General features: G+C 41.9%; 12 protein-coding genes. 7 read left to right on the top strand and 5 right to left on the bottom strand.

What is annotated here, in order from left to right; all coding sequences use genetic code 11:
- Positions 1-78 precede the first annotated feature (78 nt).
- From BUC20_RS12355 to BUC20_RS12335, 5 genes are all read left to right on the top strand, one after another.
- A complete protein-coding gene (locus BUC20_RS12355; protein ID WP_143166772.1) occupies positions 79-981 on the top strand; it encodes a helix-turn-helix domain-containing protein in 903 nt (300 codons plus the stop codon).
- A 186-nt stretch (positions 982-1,167) separates the two neighbouring features.
- Positions 1,168-3,372 (top strand): peptidase domain-containing ABC transporter, encoded by a 2,205-nt coding sequence (locus BUC20_RS12350; RefSeq protein ID WP_073231220.1) that lies wholly within the window; start codon positions 1,168-1,170, stop codon positions 3,370-3,372.
- Positions 3,373-3,398: 26 nt separating this feature from the next.
- Positions 3,399-4,709, top strand: a complete 1,311-nt coding sequence (locus tag BUC20_RS12345; protein WP_073231218.1) for a beta-barrel domain-containing protein — start codon at positions 3,399-3,401, stop codon at positions 4,707-4,709.
- 58 nt (positions 4,710-4,767) lie between these two features.
- Entirely contained in the window at positions 4,768-5,811 is a 1,044-nt protein-coding gene (locus BUC20_RS12340; protein ID WP_073231217.1) for a hypothetical protein, read from the top strand.
- Positions 5,812-6,244: 433 nt separating this feature from the next.
- On the top strand, positions 6,245-8,071 hold the full coding sequence (locus BUC20_RS12335) for a M60 family metallopeptidase (RefSeq protein WP_073231215.1): 1,827 nt from the start codon (positions 6,245-6,247) through the stop codon (positions 8,069-8,071).
- 88 nt (positions 8,072-8,159) lie between these two features.
- On the opposite strand, the gene BUC20_RS12330 is transcribed toward BUC20_RS12335, so the two are convergent.
- On the bottom strand, positions 8,160-8,918 hold the full coding sequence (locus tag BUC20_RS12330) for an MBL fold metallo-hydrolase (RefSeq protein ID WP_073231214.1): 759 nt from the start codon (positions 8,916-8,918) through the stop codon (positions 8,160-8,162).
- 96 nt (positions 8,919-9,014) lie between these two features.
- Here BUC20_RS12330 and BUC20_RS12325 point away from each other — a divergent pair, with 96 nt between their 5' ends.
- On the top strand, positions 9,015-9,398 hold the full coding sequence (locus BUC20_RS12325; RefSeq protein ID WP_073231212.1) for a winged helix-turn-helix transcriptional regulator: 384 nt from the start codon (positions 9,015-9,017) through the stop codon (positions 9,396-9,398).
- Here BUC20_RS12325 and BUC20_RS12320 read toward each other — a convergent pair.
- Genes BUC20_RS12320 through BUC20_RS12310 form a run of 3 tightly spaced genes read right to left on the bottom strand, consistent with a single transcriptional unit; the run spans position 9,372 to position 13,358 of the window.
- Positions 9,372-10,961, bottom strand: a complete 1,590-nt coding sequence (locus BUC20_RS12320; protein WP_073231211.1) for an MFS transporter — start codon at positions 10,959-10,961, stop codon at positions 9,372-9,374. The genes BUC20_RS12325 and BUC20_RS12320 overlap by 27 nt on opposite strands.
- A gap of 2 nt (positions 10,962-10,963) precedes the next feature.
- Positions 10,964-12,016 carry an HlyD family secretion protein gene (locus BUC20_RS12315; RefSeq protein WP_073231209.1) on the bottom strand — a complete coding sequence of 351 codons (1,053 nt, stop codon included), beginning with the start codon at positions 12,014-12,016 and terminating at the stop codon, positions 10,964-10,966.
- Between the two features lie 10 nt (positions 12,017-12,026).
- Positions 12,027-13,358 (bottom strand): TolC family protein, encoded by a 1,332-nt coding sequence (locus tag BUC20_RS12310; RefSeq protein WP_073231802.1) that lies wholly within the window; start codon positions 13,356-13,358, stop codon positions 12,027-12,029.
- A gap of 88 nt (positions 13,359-13,446) precedes the next feature.
- Here BUC20_RS12310 and BUC20_RS12305 point away from each other — a divergent pair, with 88 nt between their 5' ends.
- Positions 13,447-14,256: an AraC family transcriptional regulator gene (locus tag BUC20_RS12305; RefSeq protein ID WP_073231208.1), complete on the top strand. Its 810-nt coding sequence runs from the start codon at positions 13,447-13,449 to the stop codon at positions 14,254-14,256.
- Between the two features lie 3 nt (positions 14,257-14,259).
- On the opposite strand, the gene BUC20_RS12300 is transcribed toward BUC20_RS12305, so the two are convergent.
- Positions 14,260-16,470, bottom strand: coding sequence for a beta-N-acetylhexosaminidase (locus BUC20_RS12300; RefSeq protein ID WP_073231206.1), 2,211 nt, complete (start codon positions 16,468-16,470; stop codon positions 14,260-14,262).
- Positions 16,471-16,560: the final 90 nt, after the last annotated feature.

Below are 16,560 nucleotides of genomic sequence, written 5' to 3'. Positions count from 1 at the left end.
GGAAGTTCTATATTCGCCAGCAACTTCTTTCACTAGAAAGAAACTGACTCACTGAGGGAAAATTAATGCAGGAACAGGTTGAAGAATAATACGATCATCAAACACTCTATCGCAGACATGCTGGAGATTTTAGGAGAGCCTCCTCAATCCGATGGGCTGCATGTGTATTTTAACAATAGCAGCAGTACAGGGATCCCCTTCCCTTATCCTTACCGTGCCAATCATTATACGATTGTATTTATTATCTCAGGACAGTTAAAGGTACAGTTAAACCTGACCAGCTATGAACTCCGTGATGGCGACGTTATTGTGATTACGCCTAAGACTGTTATGCATATCCTTAAAATGGATGGAGACTTCCAGTTGATCGTGATCAATTTTACACTTGACTTTGCCCTGCAGAATACCATTAAGAAAAATGAAGTGAATTCCTTCGATTTTTATGCTTCCAATATGATCCAGAAGTTATCACTGAAGCCTGCCGAAATGGAACAGTTTGTACAGTATTCCACTTTACTATTGGAGAAAAACACCCATAAAAACCCTGCACTTTTCGGGGATGAGATTGTATCACTTATTTTTAACTTATTACTGTACGAATTGGCAGTTGTTTACAAAAACAACAATGCGGATATCCGGATAGAAATGTCCAGGAAAGAAGAACTGACCTTCCGGTTTTTAAAAATCCTGGAGCAAAATTTCAAAAGTCAGCGTAGTGTTCAGTTTTATGCGGATTCCTTATTTGTCACAAGAGGACATTTATCAAAAGTAGTAAAGGAGATCTCCGGAAAAACTGCCGGACAACTGATTGATGACGCCACCATTATGGAAGCAAGGTTATTACTCTCAGAACCAAGTTCCAGTATCGCCCAGATCGCGAATGAGTTACAATTTGGAGATCAATCTTTATTCGGCCGCTTTTTCAAAAAAAACACCGGATTTTCCCCTTCTGAATATCGAAACAAAAGAACTTCACTATAAAGCTCTTTATTTTATACCGATTATTAACTTCTTTTTTTAATACAGCAATTAAATTCTCAATAACGGGAATATTATTTGTTATAATAATCTTAATTTATATATATTTAAAACACTAAGTAAGATTGCCTCATATTATTCCTTATTGGTTAATCATTTAGATTTTAAACGTAATAAATGCTGTAGCCCTTGAAAAAATTTCCATTTTATAAACAACCGGATCAGATGGACTGCGGTCCAACATGCCTGCGCATGATTGCCAAACATTTTGGACGGAATTATAGTTTACAACGATTGCGTGAAATTTCAGGAATTAACCGGGAAGGGGTTTCCCTGTTGGGCATCAGCGAAGCTGCTGAAAAAATAGGCTTCCGGACTACCGGTGTAAGGATTAGTCTGGATCAGCTCTTAGAAGTAGAAATGCCTTGTATTTTACACTGGTCTCAAAACCATTTTGTTGTATTGTACAAGATCCCTTCAAAACCAAACTTAAAAGGGAAGAATTACCTGATTGCAGATCCGGCAAAAGGACTGATTGCCTATACCGAGCAGGAATTAAAAAAAAATTGGATCAGTACTTACAATGACGGGCAGGCGGAAGGAATCCTCCTGATGCTCTCTCCTGCTCCTGATTTTTATAATCAGGGAGGTGACCCTGATAAAGGACTGAGCTTAACTTACTTACTCAGTTATTTAGCCAAATATAAAAAGCTGATTGTCCAATTGTTTGTTGGATTGGGTGTAGGTAGTTTACTGCAATTAATTTTACCCTTTTTAACACAATCGCTGGTCGATGTGGGGATCAATTCCAGGAACCTGAACTTCGTTTATATCATCGTGATTGCACAGACGATGTTATTTTTAGGCCGGTTGAGTGTTGACTTTATCCGTTCCTGGATTTTACTGCACATCAGTACCAGGATCAACATCTCCATACTGACCGATTTCCTGATTAAAATCATGAAACTCCCTATGAGCTTTTTTGATACAAAAATGACCGGGGATATCATGCAGCGCATGACTGATCAGGGAAGGATTCAAAGCTTTTTGACGGGATCATCTTTAAATACCATTTTCTCGCTTTTCAATCTCGTTGTTTTCGCCTTTGTATTGATGTATTATAACGTCACGATCTTTATCATATTTCTAGTCAGCACTGTTGTTTACGTGTTATGGGTAGTTTTCTTTCTCAAAAAAAGAAGGGAACTTGATTTTAAGCGTTTTGACATCTCTTCTAAAAACCAAAGTAACATTGTCCAGCTGATCAGCGGAATGCAGGAAATTAAGCTGAACAATTGCGAGCAGCAAAAAAGATGGGAATGGGAAAGAATTCAGGCTTCGTTGTTTAAGTTCAGTGTTAAAAGTCTGGCATTGGGCCAGTATCAGCAGTTTGGAACTTTCTTCATCAATGAGGGTAAAAATATTCTGATTACGTTTATTGTCACTAAGTCAGTAATTGACGGGCAGCTAACCCTTGGTGCCATGATGGCCATACAGTATATAGTGGGCCAGCTGAACAGCCCGATAGAGCAGTTGTTAGGCTTTTTGCAACAGTTTCAGGATGCAAAAATCAGTTTGGAACGTTTAAATGAGATCCATGAACTTCAGGATGAAGAGCCGCTGGATCAGTCATTCATGCACGAACTTCCCTTAAATAAGGATGTTTCTTTTCAAAATTTAACGTTCAGCTATCCGGGAGCGGGTAATGAACCTGTATTACAAGACATTTCCCTGAGCATCCCTGAGGGAAAGACCACTGCAATTGTGGGGATGAGCGGTAGTGGTAAAACAACTATTCTAAAACTACTACTTCGGTTTTATGAGCCTCAAAAGGGTGATATCAAAGTAGGCAGTACTTATCTGAATCAGATCAGCTACCGGTATTGGAGGGGGAAATGTGGGATTGTGATGCAGGATGGCTTTATTTTTTCTGACACTATTGCCAGGAACATTGCCGTTGGCGATGAACACCCTGATATACCTAAATTACTTCATGCCATAAAAGTAGCCAATATCAATGGTTTTATTGAGGAGCTCCCCCTGGGTTTAAATACCAAAATCGGAGCTGCCGGAAATGGCATCAGCCAGGGACAACGGCAGCGGATGTTAATTGCCCGTGCGGTGTATAAAAATCCGGAGTACATCTTTTTTGATGAAGCGACCAATGCCCTCGATGCCAATAATGAAAAAACCATTATGGAGAATCTGGAAACCTTTTTTAAAGGCCGGACTGTAGTTGTGGTTGCCCATCGCCTGAGCACAGTTAGAAATGCAGACAACATCATCGTTCTGGACAAAGGCATGATCGTAGAACAGGGTACCCATGAGAAGTTAACCAATAATAAAGGTGAATATTATGAACTTGTAAGAAATCAATTGGAATTGGGCGCTTAATACCGTCTTTTGAATTTTTAAATACCATGGCAACAGAAAATATTGAAGAAACAGAAGAAAAGGTCACTCCGGGATTTGAAATCAATAGTGAAGAAGTTCAGGAGATCATTACGGCAGTTCCTTCATGGATATTGAGGGGAGGAAGTACCCTTGTATTTTTGATTTTAGCCTCCATCATCCTGGCATCGGCATTCATACAGTATCCTGATATCGTGAAAACGCGCCTGAAGGTAAATTCTCTGAATGCACCAAAACTGGTTTATGTAAAGCAAACGGGAAAGATCGTTTCCCTCCTTGTTAAAGAAGGCACGCAGGTGAAACAAAACGCTCCTCTTGCTTTTATGGAAAGTACAGCCAATCATCGTGACGTTCTTCAATTACTTCAAGCCCTAACGGAAATCAATACCCAACTGAACAAAAACGGGCTTGCAAAAGCGGTAACGTTAGAAAATTTACGCCTGGGCGAGTTGCAAGCTTCCTACCAGAACTTCTATCAGCAATACCTTCAATTTATCTCTACGCAAAACGGAGGGTATTACCTGAATCGTAAAAGGTATTTGCAGCAGGACCTACTGGAAATTGAAAAATTAAAGAGCCAGATTATGGTTCAGAGAAAGATTCAGGAGAAGGAGTACGCAAATATTGAACAGGAGTTTGAAGCTTATAAAAAACTCTATCAAAAAGGCGTGATCTCTGTTAATGAATATAAGCAACAGGAAAACAAATACCTGGCTGGAAAATATCCGCAGGAGCAAACGGTTACCTCGCTCATTAACAACAATACCACTTATGCCGCCAAGCAAAAGGAAATACTGGAGATTGACCATACCATTCAGGAAGAAAAGGCAAAATTTGTACAATCGCTGAGCAATATGATTACTGAGACCGATGGCTGGCTAAAGCTATACGTGTTAAGCGCACCGGTTGATGGCCTGGTCAGTTATGCAGGGATTGTCCAGGAAAATCAAACGGTAAATGCCAATCAGGAACTTTTCATCATCAACCCGGCGAACACCAATTTCTTTGGGGAAGTATACATTCCTCAGGACAATATGGGCAAGATCAGAGTCGGACAAAGAACATTGGTAAAAATGCGGAGCTTCCCTTTTGAACAATATGGCCTGATCCGCGGCAATGTAAATTACATCTCCGATGTCGCTTTTAAGGACAGTGTATTTATTGCCAAAATCGCTTTTGATGAATTTGAAAATAAAGATCCGGAACATAAGATCGTATTGAAAAACGGGATGCAGGCAGAAGTGGAAATCATTACCGAAGAGAGCTCGCTTTTGCGCAGGTTCACAAGAAGCATTACCAAGATGCTGAACAACAATTAAAATCAGATATGGAGAGATCAATTAGAAAACACTAAATTGAATCACAAAATATTCAGTGATGGAACCTACAGACGTAAAAATATCCCGTAAAAAGCCGATTTTCCCGGTTTCCGCTGCTTTGCAGAAATACCTTAAAAGCTACCAGCGGGAAGCCAAACTTCCGATTACTTATAACGACCTGTTGCTATTTGATGAGTCTTATCCCATCATGGATAAAAACGGAAAGGATACGCTTTGGGAAGGTCCGATATACCCCTCAGATCACCTTGAAAACCTGCATAATGGTTTAAAAGTCATCTACGCCAATTTAAAAGCATCGGGAAACCTGCGCATCGTTCAGCATAAATATATTGACAAGATTGAATATTGCACCTTTGGAAATACACACCCTTTCCGGATCAGGATTGTCAACCGTCTGAATGATGTATACGACTATTTTTATGTTAAAAAAGCAGATGCTTCCAGGATTTACGGACTGGAACTCGAAGAGATCTTATCTCCAAATCAAGTTAATTACCTGGTAGACAGAGAAACCCTGATCGAAGAACATATCGCAGGAATCCCCGGTGATGTTTTTGCGAAGACATACCTGTATAATCCCGAATATAACCAGACGCGCATTGCCAAAGAGTTTGTCAAATTTAATGAGCGTTGCCTGGTGATGTTACTTGGAGATATGAGGGCGTATAACTTTGTTGTACAGATCACTCCTGATTTTGACGACATCCAATTCAGAATCAGAGCCATTGACTTTGACCAACAGTTTTATGAAGGAAATGTAAAAGTGTACCTGCCTCAGTTTTTTAAGGAGAATTTTCCTTTTGTAAAATTATGCATGGAAGAGCTGACCGATAAGACCTTCCTACAATATCAACAGGAAGAAAAATCCTCCATATTACACCGTGTCCGCAGTGAAAGGCACCGTTTGGCAGACCTCAGAGATGTATCTAATGCAGATACCTTAACCACCATTGAAAACACCAATACTTTAAAAGCAGGTATGGCAGATCATTTTGCAGACCCAAATTACCTGGATTGTGAGACCATGACAGACATTATAGAGTTGAATGTGAAGAACATCATCCGGCAGGTAAAACTGTAAATCAACTGTATTTTAAAGGGTTACACAAACGTTTGCGTAGCCCTTGTATGACATTCAGGTTAAAACCCTTTTTATTCTGCCTGATTTGACTATTCAGACACAAGAGCCATTCCTCCGGCAATTCCGTACATTTTGCATTCAAATCAGCAATAAAAGAGTTGAATTACCACATTTCTGTTACATTCCTGCAATTCTTAAAGACTGAGGCTTCATGCCATGCTCAGTTTGAGAGTCCGCCCCTTATGCAAACGTTTGCGTTGAACTTAGAAAAAATCTTTGCGCACTTTATTTGTTCATTTGATTAAGCGCTGAACACCAAAACTTTAACACTCATCTTTGAGCAAATACCTTAAACTGACCATTTAAACCTGCAGGTATGAAATAAGGCAACCTAAACAACCAACAAAACCTAACCAATCAATCCCAAACTACTATGAACTCCAAATTCTTCAACTCCCTCTGGATCCTGGCCATCAGCATGATGCTTTTCAATGGCTGTAAGCAACAAAAAATACTTCCTGAACAAGCTGCCGGCATTGACAACAAACTGGCCAACAGCAATAATCCTAATATAAATACGACCATAGGAACAAACATTCAGGTCTTTAACGAATTGAAATCAGGTACAGCTGAAGCGACCCGTCTGGGCATTACTCCCTGGTCTGATTTCGAAGCTACAGGCTTTTATCTGGCGCCAAATGCCACGTTACAGGTCACAGTTGAACAACTTACCGGAACTGCCAAACCCAAAATCCTGGTTGGCACTTACTCCAGGTATGAAGTAAAAAACAACCCACAGGAGTTTTCGCTGAATGCGGGAACAAATAACATCACCGCCGATCAATACGGAGGACTGATCTGGGTCCGATTTGGTACTTCCGGAACCCCTTCTTCCAGTGCAAAGATCACTTTTGTAAGCGGGCATGAAAGAGTACCGGTATATATCAAAAACCAAACTACCGCGGCCGATTGGGCAATTCAGCTGTCGACCTATACCACTGCTCCGGATGTGGTTCTGGTAGGCGACAGGGTGTATCAGGTGTATTCCAGAACAAGGGCGGTCAACACTCAGACGCAGGATAACAATTATGTGCTGAACAAGGCCGATCAAACCATGGAAATCGAAGATTCCTTTAGTGGAATGGATGGTTCAGCAGCTCAGCATCAGCCTAATGTGAATCAACGGATGCTGATGACTGAAAATGATGGCTCAGGATGGATGTTTGCTACCTGGTACCGCACGGCGTATGTTACTGCCGCAGCATCTGCCGCTTTTACCCCAACGATTGGTACGGTTGACGGATGGGGACCATGGCATGAACTGGGCCATTTGCATCAGCAGGGCGCCTGGAAATGGAGCACACTGGGCGAAGTAACCGTAAACATCTACAGCCTGGCAGTTGAACGCGCCATGGGTGTAAGCCCTTCCAGACTTAAACGTGATAATGTCTGGCCGGCAGTTTCTACTTATTTAGCCAATACCAATCCGAGCAAAGATTTCAACAGTGATGCCATCATGACCAATGGCACCTGGGTAAGACTCGCAATGTTCCATCAGTTATGGATGGCATTTGGAGATAATTTCTACCGCCAGATCCATAAATTAACCCGTGTGGAACAACCAACTGTAAGTACAGATGCAGAAAAGATGCGTTATTTCATGCTAAAAGCCTGCGCCGCTTCCGGCCGCAACCTGAGTACCTTCTTCAGAAAATGGGGATTCCTTGTTAATGAAAGTGTATATACCGAAATCACAAACCTTGGGTTGCCGCAGCCTACTGTTGAACCAAGTACCTTAAGCGAAGATACTGGTATCGAATCTGGTGCTACCTATAAACTGATCTCTGCAGTAAACAATACCAGTCTGGTAGATGTCTCCGGAAGTGGCACTGCAAATGGCACCCTGGTTGCGCTTTGGAGCAACAATAGCCCAAGTACACTAAACCAACAATGGAAAGTCACAAGCGTTGGCAGTGGTTATTATAAATTACAACCACTTCATGCATTGACCAAAGTAATGGACGTTACCGGCGGAGCGAGCAGTAATGGAACTCAAATTCAACTTTACAATGACGAAGGTACAAATGGACAGAAATGGCTGATCAAAGATGTTGGGGCAGGTTATTACAACCTTAGTCCGGCATGTGCACCTGCTTCCCAACTGGATGTGAACGGAGGATTTACTGCCGGAGGAACCAAAATTCAAATATGGACAGCGGGTACCGCCAACTCACAAAAATTCAAGCTGATCAAGCAATAATTCAAATTAATAAGAACATCTATAAAGCCCTTATTTTATTAAATGGAGAAGCACCAGGTCAGCCTGGTGCTTTTTTTATCGCTTCATGTTAAAACAAAAAACGTCCGTCTTCCGGAACAAAACACCTTTCAGACAAATCCTCCTCTGCTAAAGCGGTCCGGATAAAATCTCTGGATTCGCTGGCATGGCTCACCGCTTCCAGGTGAACCACATAGATTTTTGAAGCAGGCATATACGCGGCAACTTTTAAAATATCCGAAGTATCCATCACGATCGGTTCCCCAACCACAAATCTGGCTGCTCCGCCATTCAACACAATACGTTCGGGCTGATATAAATCTAAGGCCGACCGAACTTCTTCACACCAGATCGTATCACCGGCAATATATACCATTTCCTGTTCATAACGGATCACATAACCGGAAACTACTCCCATCATTTTTCCGATCTCTCCAACGCCATGTTGTCCGCCGGTACGGTTGATCTGAATGCCATTCCAGATCAGCTCTTCTTCAATCGCCTGTACCCTGCTAAAACCATCCTGTATTACCGCTGCTATATCTGCAGGCTGACAAAACAGCGTGATGTCTTTTGGCAGCAATTCTTTGGCAAACTGATCCCAATGATCAGGATGGATATGGGTCAGAAGTACTGCATCTATTGTCGGAATCAAGAGTTCCAGCTCCTGCTCAGTAATTGGTAAATCTACTGTCGGAATACGGACTTCTGTTCCCGTCCTTTCAAAAGGAGGATAAAAATATTTAGGAGCGAACATTGGGTCAATCAGTATATTTTTCCCGTTTACACGGAGCACCTGCGTTGCATTGCGCAATAGTTGTAAGTTCATGATGTAATATTTAAATTTGATACGGCAAAGATTAAGTTATCTTTTCATACTACCCCGAAGTTCACCTTTTAGTAACCTGCTCACCATTTAGTAACCATGAATTATAAACAGTTCAGACATTGCGGCCTCGATGTGGCATTGACCATGTTATCCGGAAAATGGAAGCCCATCATTCTATATCATTTATTCCATCAGGAGCAGATCCGTTTTACAGACCTCTGGCGCATCATTCCTAAAGTGGCAAAAAAAGTATTGTTAGACCACCTGAAACAGATGGAAGCTCATGGACTGATCATCCGTACGGAAAAGAATACTTTCCCGCCGGAAGTTTATTATCAGATCTCTGAAAAAGGCAGAGCAATGGGACCAGCATTAACTGCGCTGGAACTATGGGCCAATGAATATGCCGCTGATGAGGTAAAGGACCTTCAGGACGACAAGAAAAAGAAATACCTAATAAGGAAGGAATCTCTTTCTTAGTACCAGGATCATCCTCTTCCCCCTGGGAGCGAGCAACAACACCATGATGAGTACCAATATTGCCCAGATGATCATTTCGTAATAATCCATGGAAGCACGTAAAAAAATCTGCTTACTGAGCATTTTATTCCAGATCCCGGAAGTTAGGCTATTGACCGTTTTGACGTCCTGTCCACCTAATGCCACATTTTCCCGGATCGCCTCCATGGTTTCATTCATGATCGGATTTAATACGGTGATACTTCCTCTGAATTTATCATAATGCGTGCTATTGTTAAACAACTGAAAATAATTGCTGATGGCAATACTCATGCAAAAACCAACAAAACGTACGCCGATTCCGATGAAAGAAACGGATCCGGCAAGCTGAGCAGGCACAGATGAAACGGTAAAAAGTACGATCGGCACAAACAAGCCCCCTGCTCCCAGCCCCTGGATAAAAAATGGCAGCAGAAAATCATGGGTATTTGAAACACTGGAAAACAGGAAATACAGCTGGATATGGTAAAGGAGTAAAGCGGAAAATCCGGCGATAATAAGGTACTTGCCAGAAGTTCCGTTCAGGATAAATCTCGAAGAGATGAGCATTCCCAAAACAATTCCCGCAATATTGATCAGCCAGATTGGGCTCAGGTGAACCGGATCAACCCCCAGGACTCCCTGTAAACAGGCATAAGCGTAGCCCGTTGTCCCTTTAAAAATATAATAGACCATCAGCAGTAATAAGCCATTTCTGAAATCGGCAAAACGAAACAACTTCAGGTTGATAAAGGGGCGTTTCAAATGAAACTGCCTGAGCACAAATAAAAACAAGGCGATCAGTACCGATAAGATGAGCATCCTGATTAAAGGGCTGTCCAGCCAGTTCAGTTGCTGACCATATATGAAAATATAACCACCGGCGGTGAAAATAAAAGCATAAAACAGGTAGCTGATCCAATCTATCTGATACAATGGAAACTTCTTTCTGAACCGCACATTATTGGTGAGAAGCAACAACAGGATTACGCCCGGAATTTCCATGAGGATCAATGCATAAAACAGGATATTGAAATTAAAATAATGAAGCAGCCAGCTGCACAATAAAGCACAGGCAGGAATACTCACCTGCAATGTCCCGTAAAAAACAGTATAACCTATGGTCCTGGCCCTCTGGACCTGCAGTCTTGAGAAAATCATATTCAGGCAAATGCTGCAGAATAAGGCACATACCGCCCCCTGTATAAACCTGCAGATCATAAATATTTCTATGCTCCTGCTTGCTTCACAAATGAAATAAGTTAAAGTATTGAGTCCGATGCCGAGCAAAAAATATCGTCTGGGCAGCAGGTACTTTACAAAGCGGTCGTCCAGGGGAAGGAAGGTCACCAGTGCTCCATACATGATCACCACTGAATATTGAACATCCGCCGGCTCCATTCCATAATAACCAGCGGTTTCTGCTGAATTGCTGAAATACAGGGCAAAGGTTCCCAAGGCAGGAAGTAATACCAGGAGGATCATCAAACGGATTAGCCACTCCGGAGCCCATGGCTTGAAAAATGGCAAAGCAAGTGCTGTCATGGTTATTCTTTATCGATGTAAACATTGGCATTCATTCCTGCAGATAACATCGATATTTTTAATCGCTGGTCGGTGAGTCTGATACGGATAGGGATGCGTTGTATGATTTTCACAAAGTTTCCCGTTGCATTATCCGGAGGCAACAAAGAATATCTTGAGCCCGTTGCAGGAGAGATCGATTCTATTTCTCCGTTGAACTTCTGCCCTGGAAAAGCATCCACCGTGATGGATGCTTTTTGCCCGGCCTTAAACGTACCAATCTGTGTTTCCTTGAAATTGGCCACGATCCATTTGCCACCTTCTTCATTCAAAATGAAGGTCATGGTTTGCCCAGGCTGAACAAGCTGGCCTTCCTGAATGTTCTTTTTTCCTACCCGGCCCTTATAGGGAGCGGTAATCACCGTATATCCGGATTCAAGTTCATTCCTGCTCCATACATATTGCCTTCTCTTTACTTCTGTCAGCGCCGAAATTTTCTGAGCTTTAACATCGTTAATTTTGGACAGGGATACTTTATGTGTATTGAGCATCGTCTGGTATTCAGAAGTCGCAATATCCAATGCGGTTTTCACATTATCAAAGTGTTGTTGCGTAACCGATTCCTGCTCAAGCAGGTTTTTGTAACGTTGAAATTCTGCTTGCTGACGGTTCATTTTTGCCCTGGCAGCATCGATTTGAGATTTACTCACTTCTGCATTACTCCTTAATGTCTGTTCATTGGCTTCCAGAATTCCAATCTGTGATTTCGCATTTTCAAGTGCAGCAGCGGATTCTTCCTTCTGTATGTTGTATTCACTGTTATCGATCAACACCAGGGTATCCCCTGCATTTACCTCCTGGTTTTCCTGAAAATAAATCTTCGAGATATACCCTCCGACTTTGGCATTCACCGGATTTACATATTCCTCTACCTGGGCATCATTTGTCTCCTCGTATTTAAACATGGCGAAAAGCAGGGAGGTTCCCCATACAATAAGCCCGCATGCCATTATGATTCCAATGATTTTGGTACCTGCAATAACTATTTTATCTGTTTTATGATTTTTATGATCCATGTTTTCCCCTTTAAATTTTCCCTACTGTTTTTAAGAGCTGATAATATTGAATTTGTGCATTTACTTCTGCCGTAGTGAGGTCAAATCTGGACTGAAGCAATTGAGTTTCCGTATCCAGCATATCGGTGAGTAAGGCCTGCTGATTGAAATAACTGTTCCTTAAAATCCTCAGGCTTTCCGTAGCCTGAAGGATGTTTTTTTTCGCTACCTCAATCCGCTTCAATGCCTCAGTATAATGTAACCAGGCTTTATTTACGGCTGTTCTGATTTCATCTTCCCTGATTTCATAAGCTAATCCCTGCTGTTTGGAGGAAATCGCTGCAGCTGTAGTTTTATGCTTGTTCAGGTAAAAATTGGAGATCGGCATCGTCAGTTTCAACCCCAGCTGACCAAAGCCCCAGAGTGCATCCGAATAAGGGTAAAACGAGCTTTGCGGATAATTATAATGGTAGGCACTAAACAGGCTGAGCTTTGGCAATACATTTGATTTCACTTGTTTAACATTTAAATCCTTTAATGCCCGTTCATTTGCAGAGAGTTTGATTTCAAATGAACTTTTAAGTGCGAGCGCAAGGTACTCCTGATAGCTCAATACTGAAGAAGGAGGATTTTCCATCTTTCCGGGATCCGGGGCTAAGCGAATACTATCAGCCTGCCCCATCATGATGTTTAACTGCTGACTGCCAAGGACAATGTTATTCTCAATTTCTGAGATCAGTAATTTCTGGTTAGAGACCTTCAGGTCTGCCCTCAGGACATCGCTTTTCAGCACAATCCCGTTTTGGTAGAGGTGGCTGATTTCTTTGAGTTGCTTCTCTTCATAGGCAATCTCCTGTAGCATCAGTGCTTTAAATTGATAATTCCTCAAAAGCTCAAAATAATAAACTGCACTCTTAAACTTCAAATCGGCCCCTGCAAGATCATGTTGATCGGCAGCCATTTCCAGCTGAATCTTTTTCAGTTGTATTTCCAGTTTTGTTTTCCCTCCATTGTACAGATTCAAGGCCGCCTCTCCCCCGATACTGTAGGATTGTGGAATCACCGGAACATTCTTTCCTTCCCGAAAAATACCGTCTTTGTACAGCATCATATCCGATACTCTGGAATAACTCCCTCCAACATTGAGCTCAGGAAGGCGGTCTATTCTGGCACTTTTCCATTGGGCTTCACTTTTTTTGACCTCCAGTTCTTTTGATTTTAGCTCCTTATTGTGTTTTTCCAATCGCGCCCAAACTTCGGGAAGCGTAACGGACTGTCCTCCCGACAGCCTCTGCTGGGCATTTCCCTCCTGCCAGCATTGCAGCAATCCCAGGAGGCATATTACAGTTAACTGATGTTTCATTTTTACTTTGATTTCTAATGCAAAACTATCGCCTGCAGGATTCAAAGGTTTTATATAATGAGCCAATAATTTACTAATTTTGGCCACAATGATCACATTAAAGGAATTTGAAAAAGAGATAGATCTGTATGATGAAACGATCTATATGATGAAGGAGCAGCTAGAACATCGTTTTCCGCCACATTACCATCTTAAAGCCCAACTACTTCTGGTTTCTGGTGGAATGGCCTATCTGAAAACTGCTGATCAGGAATATTATATCCCTTCACAGCATTATGTCTGGATTCCAAAAGGCGTGGTGCATCATGTTAAATTCAATACAAAAGAACTGACCATCTTTAATATTTACTTTCCGGATGAAAGCCAGTCGCCAACCGGATTTTATGAAGAACTTGGAATTTACCCGGTCAGCAATCTGCTGCGGGAAATGATCAGCTATGCCGAAAACTGGCAGGGACATGTATTTTTCGGAAGCTGGGAATATGAGTTTCTAAAGACGATGAAGCATTTGCTGGTCAATTCTCCGGGAGAAAGGTTTTCCATTCTGCTACCGACAACAGAAGACAAACGACTGCTGGACATTGCAGGCTATTTACAGGATCGCCTGCATGAACCACTCACCTTACCATTGGTGGCCACTCAGTTCGGACTTAGTGTACGAAACTTAACGCGGTTGTTTCAGCAACAGTTAAGAATTTCCTTCCTGCAGTATCTTAAAATGCTGAGGATGATCAAAGCAATGGAACTGCTGCTGAATGGGGAAAAAAATGTTAGTGAGATCGCATATGAAGTTGGTTACTCCAGTATTGCTGCCTTTAGCAATACCTTCCAGCAGTTGATTCATATGCGACCAAGCGATTTCCAGAAAGCGAATTCAGGTATGAAAGAGTCCCGTTGATGCTTAATTTTTTCTGATCATCACCACACCATTGCTGTCATTACTAACATCTCCGCGGACTTTTGCCTTGATGCTGAAAGCAGCTCCCGTTTCATAATTGCTGATCTCAAATTTGTACTCATTAGCCTCTTTCGTTCCACCTGTAAATCCGGGATGTACGTCTTCGGTTATCTTTTGTCCATTCTTAAATACCTCTACAGACTCGATATCCAGTCTTGATGTGCCTTCAGTAAACCAGAAAGAAAGTGTGTAAACTCCATTTGCATTGACCTTACCTGATCCATTCATTTCAAAAACAGCGAAATCTTTACCCTTTACTTTTGAAGGGTTCCAATCCGCAACGAAGTCTCCATATTTTTTGAACTTCTCATATTTCTCGGGGAAGTACAATGGCAAAGAATACTGATTGCTGTTCATTACCGTAATGGCATAAAAATCATTCAGTTTAGCAACGGTTACGGGGCCATTATATACTGCAGAATGAACATTTGCAGGAGTTCCATCAGTAGAATACCTGATTTCGGCTCCCTTTACCGTGTTTTCCAGTTTCAAGGTATACCCTTTATCTCCTTTCTCATTGCTGATCAGTTTAGGCTGAGGCAAGCGATAGCCATAACCAGCCTGGTCATAACGGTTGTAATGTGTGCTTTGGCGTTTCTCAAAGCCGGCCCAGCTTTGTTTTGCTACCGGTGTCCAACAAACTTCTGCCAATGCAGACATTCTTGGAAAAGTCAGGTAGTCAAAATATTTTTCAGAACGGTTCTCATTGATTTGCGGGAGTTCCTGGAGTATGGTTCCATGGATAAACTGATCTGACCATAAGGTTGCGGAGGCTCCCAGGATCAAAGGACGGTATTTTTCATCCATGCCTTTGAGCATTGGATTCAATTGATATACTTTCTCCAGGGAAATTGGTGGCAACCATCCTGCTGCTTTAATTTCTCCGGGAATACTGCTTTCAGCCACGTCAAAATAGCAATATCCAGTTAGTGACATTACAGAATAATGTCCTGCTTCTGCTGCCTTAAATGCTTTTTTTGTATCATGCCAAACCATTCCTACGGCTTTTTCTTTTAAGCCATCTTCGATGATTTCGTCCCAGCCAACAATGGTCTTTCCGTATTTTTTAACCATGGTTTGTACCCTTTGGTTAAAATATACCTGCAATTCTTTTTCTGTTTTCAACCCCAGTTCCTTCTTTTTCTTCTGACAATGAGGACATTCTTTCCAACGGTCGTAAACGGCTTCATCACCACCTATATGGATATATTTAGAAGGGAATATTTCGAATGTTTCTTTAAACACATCTGCTAAAAAATCGAAGGTCGATTCCCTGCCTACGCAATAAATGTCTTTGCTGATGAAATGCTGAGCAGGAACTTCATGTTGTTCTCCGGTACAGCTCAAATGCGGGTAAGCAGCAATAGAAGCAAGTGCATGTGCCGGCAGTTCAATTTCAGGAATGATGTCTACGTTTCTTAAGGTCGCATAAGCCACCATTTCCTTCATGTCTTCCTGGGTATAATACCCACCGGTTCTTTCCGGCCCTACTCCTCTCCAGGCACCTATGGAAGTTAGCTTAGGATATTTTTTGATCTCCATCCGCCATCCTGCGTCATCGGTCAGGTGAAGGTGAAGGGTATTCATTTTATACATGGCCATCATATCAATGAACCTTAATACATATTCTTTACCAAAAAAATAACGGGACACATCAAGCATCATTCCTCTCCATGGGTAGAGCGGGGCATCTTCTATGGATACACCTTTCACTTCCCAGTTCAACGACTTTTGTCTTTGTTTGTTATAGATTTCAGCCGGCAACAGCTGAAGCAGAGTCTGGATGCCATAAAACACACCTGCACTACTCTGCCCATTAATGCTGATCAGGTCTTTGTTCACATTCAGACGATAGCTTTCTTTATTGGCAGAGCCCGAATTCCCGGTGCTTAAAACAATTCCTTTTGTTGCCGATTTTGATTCCTCCGGCACAAAGTCGAAACCTGTTGCCGGAGATAGTGCTGCAGCAAGTAAGGCCGCCTGTCCTTTCAAACCTTTTTCAAAATAGATCTTTGTTTGTGGCCTGATCAGAAACGGATTTCCTTTTTCTTCGAGTTTCTGAGGAAGAGGAATAATGTTCAATTGTGCCAAAACCGGTGAGCCTGCAAATGCTATTGCAGCAATTAGGAGGAACCCTTTTAGTTTGTTTTTCATAACCTTCTTTGCTATCGTCAATCACAATTTTAGTGAAATTAAATACAAATACGACTAAAGAAAAACGACCTAATCGTACACAAACGGTTG

Source organism: Pedobacter caeni, assembly GCF_900129215.1.
Classification (GTDB): domain Bacteria; phylum Bacteroidota; class Bacteroidia; order Sphingobacteriales; family Sphingobacteriaceae; genus Pedobacter; species Pedobacter caeni.
The sequence above is the reverse complement of the archived record's forward strand: the minus strand, read 5'-3'. Positions and strand labels throughout refer to the sequence as shown.

What these genes read in the sequence shown, in the direction of transcription:
- BUC20_RS12345 (WP_073231218.1), top strand. Translation starts at nt 3,399, where the DNA reads ATGGCAACAGAAAATATTGAAGAAACAGAAGAAAAGGTCACTCCGGGA.
- BUC20_RS12340 (WP_073231217.1), top strand. Translation starts at nt 4,768, where the DNA reads ATGGAACCTACAGACGTAAAAATATCCCGTAAAAAGCCGATTTTCCCG.
- BUC20_RS12335 (WP_073231215.1), top strand. Translation starts at nt 6,245, where the DNA reads ATGAACTCCAAATTCTTCAACTCCCTCTGGATCCTGGCCATCAGCATG.
- BUC20_RS12330 (WP_073231214.1), bottom strand. Translation starts at nt 8,918, where the DNA reads ATGAACTTACAACTATTGCGCAATGCAACGCAGGTGCTCCGTGTAAAC.
- BUC20_RS12325 (WP_073231212.1), top strand. Translation starts at nt 9,015, where the DNA reads ATGAATTATAAACAGTTCAGACATTGCGGCCTCGATGTGGCATTGACC.
- BUC20_RS12320 (WP_073231211.1), bottom strand. Translation starts at nt 10,961, where the DNA reads ATGACAGCACTTGCTTTGCCATTTTTCAAGCCATGGGCTCCGGAGTGG.
- BUC20_RS12315 (WP_073231209.1), bottom strand. Translation starts at nt 12,016, where the DNA reads ATGGATCATAAAAATCATAAAACAGATAAAATAGTTATTGCAGGTACC.
- BUC20_RS12310 (WP_073231802.1), bottom strand. Translation starts at nt 13,358, where the DNA reads ATGAAACATCAGTTAACTGTAATATGCCTCCTGGGATTGCTGCAATGC.
- BUC20_RS12305 (WP_073231208.1), top strand. Translation starts at nt 13,447, where the DNA reads ATGATCACATTAAAGGAATTTGAAAAAGAGATAGATCTGTATGATGAA.
- BUC20_RS12300 (WP_073231206.1), bottom strand. Translation starts at nt 16,470, where the DNA reads ATGAAAAACAAACTAAAAGGGTTCCTCCTAATTGCTGCAATAGCATTT.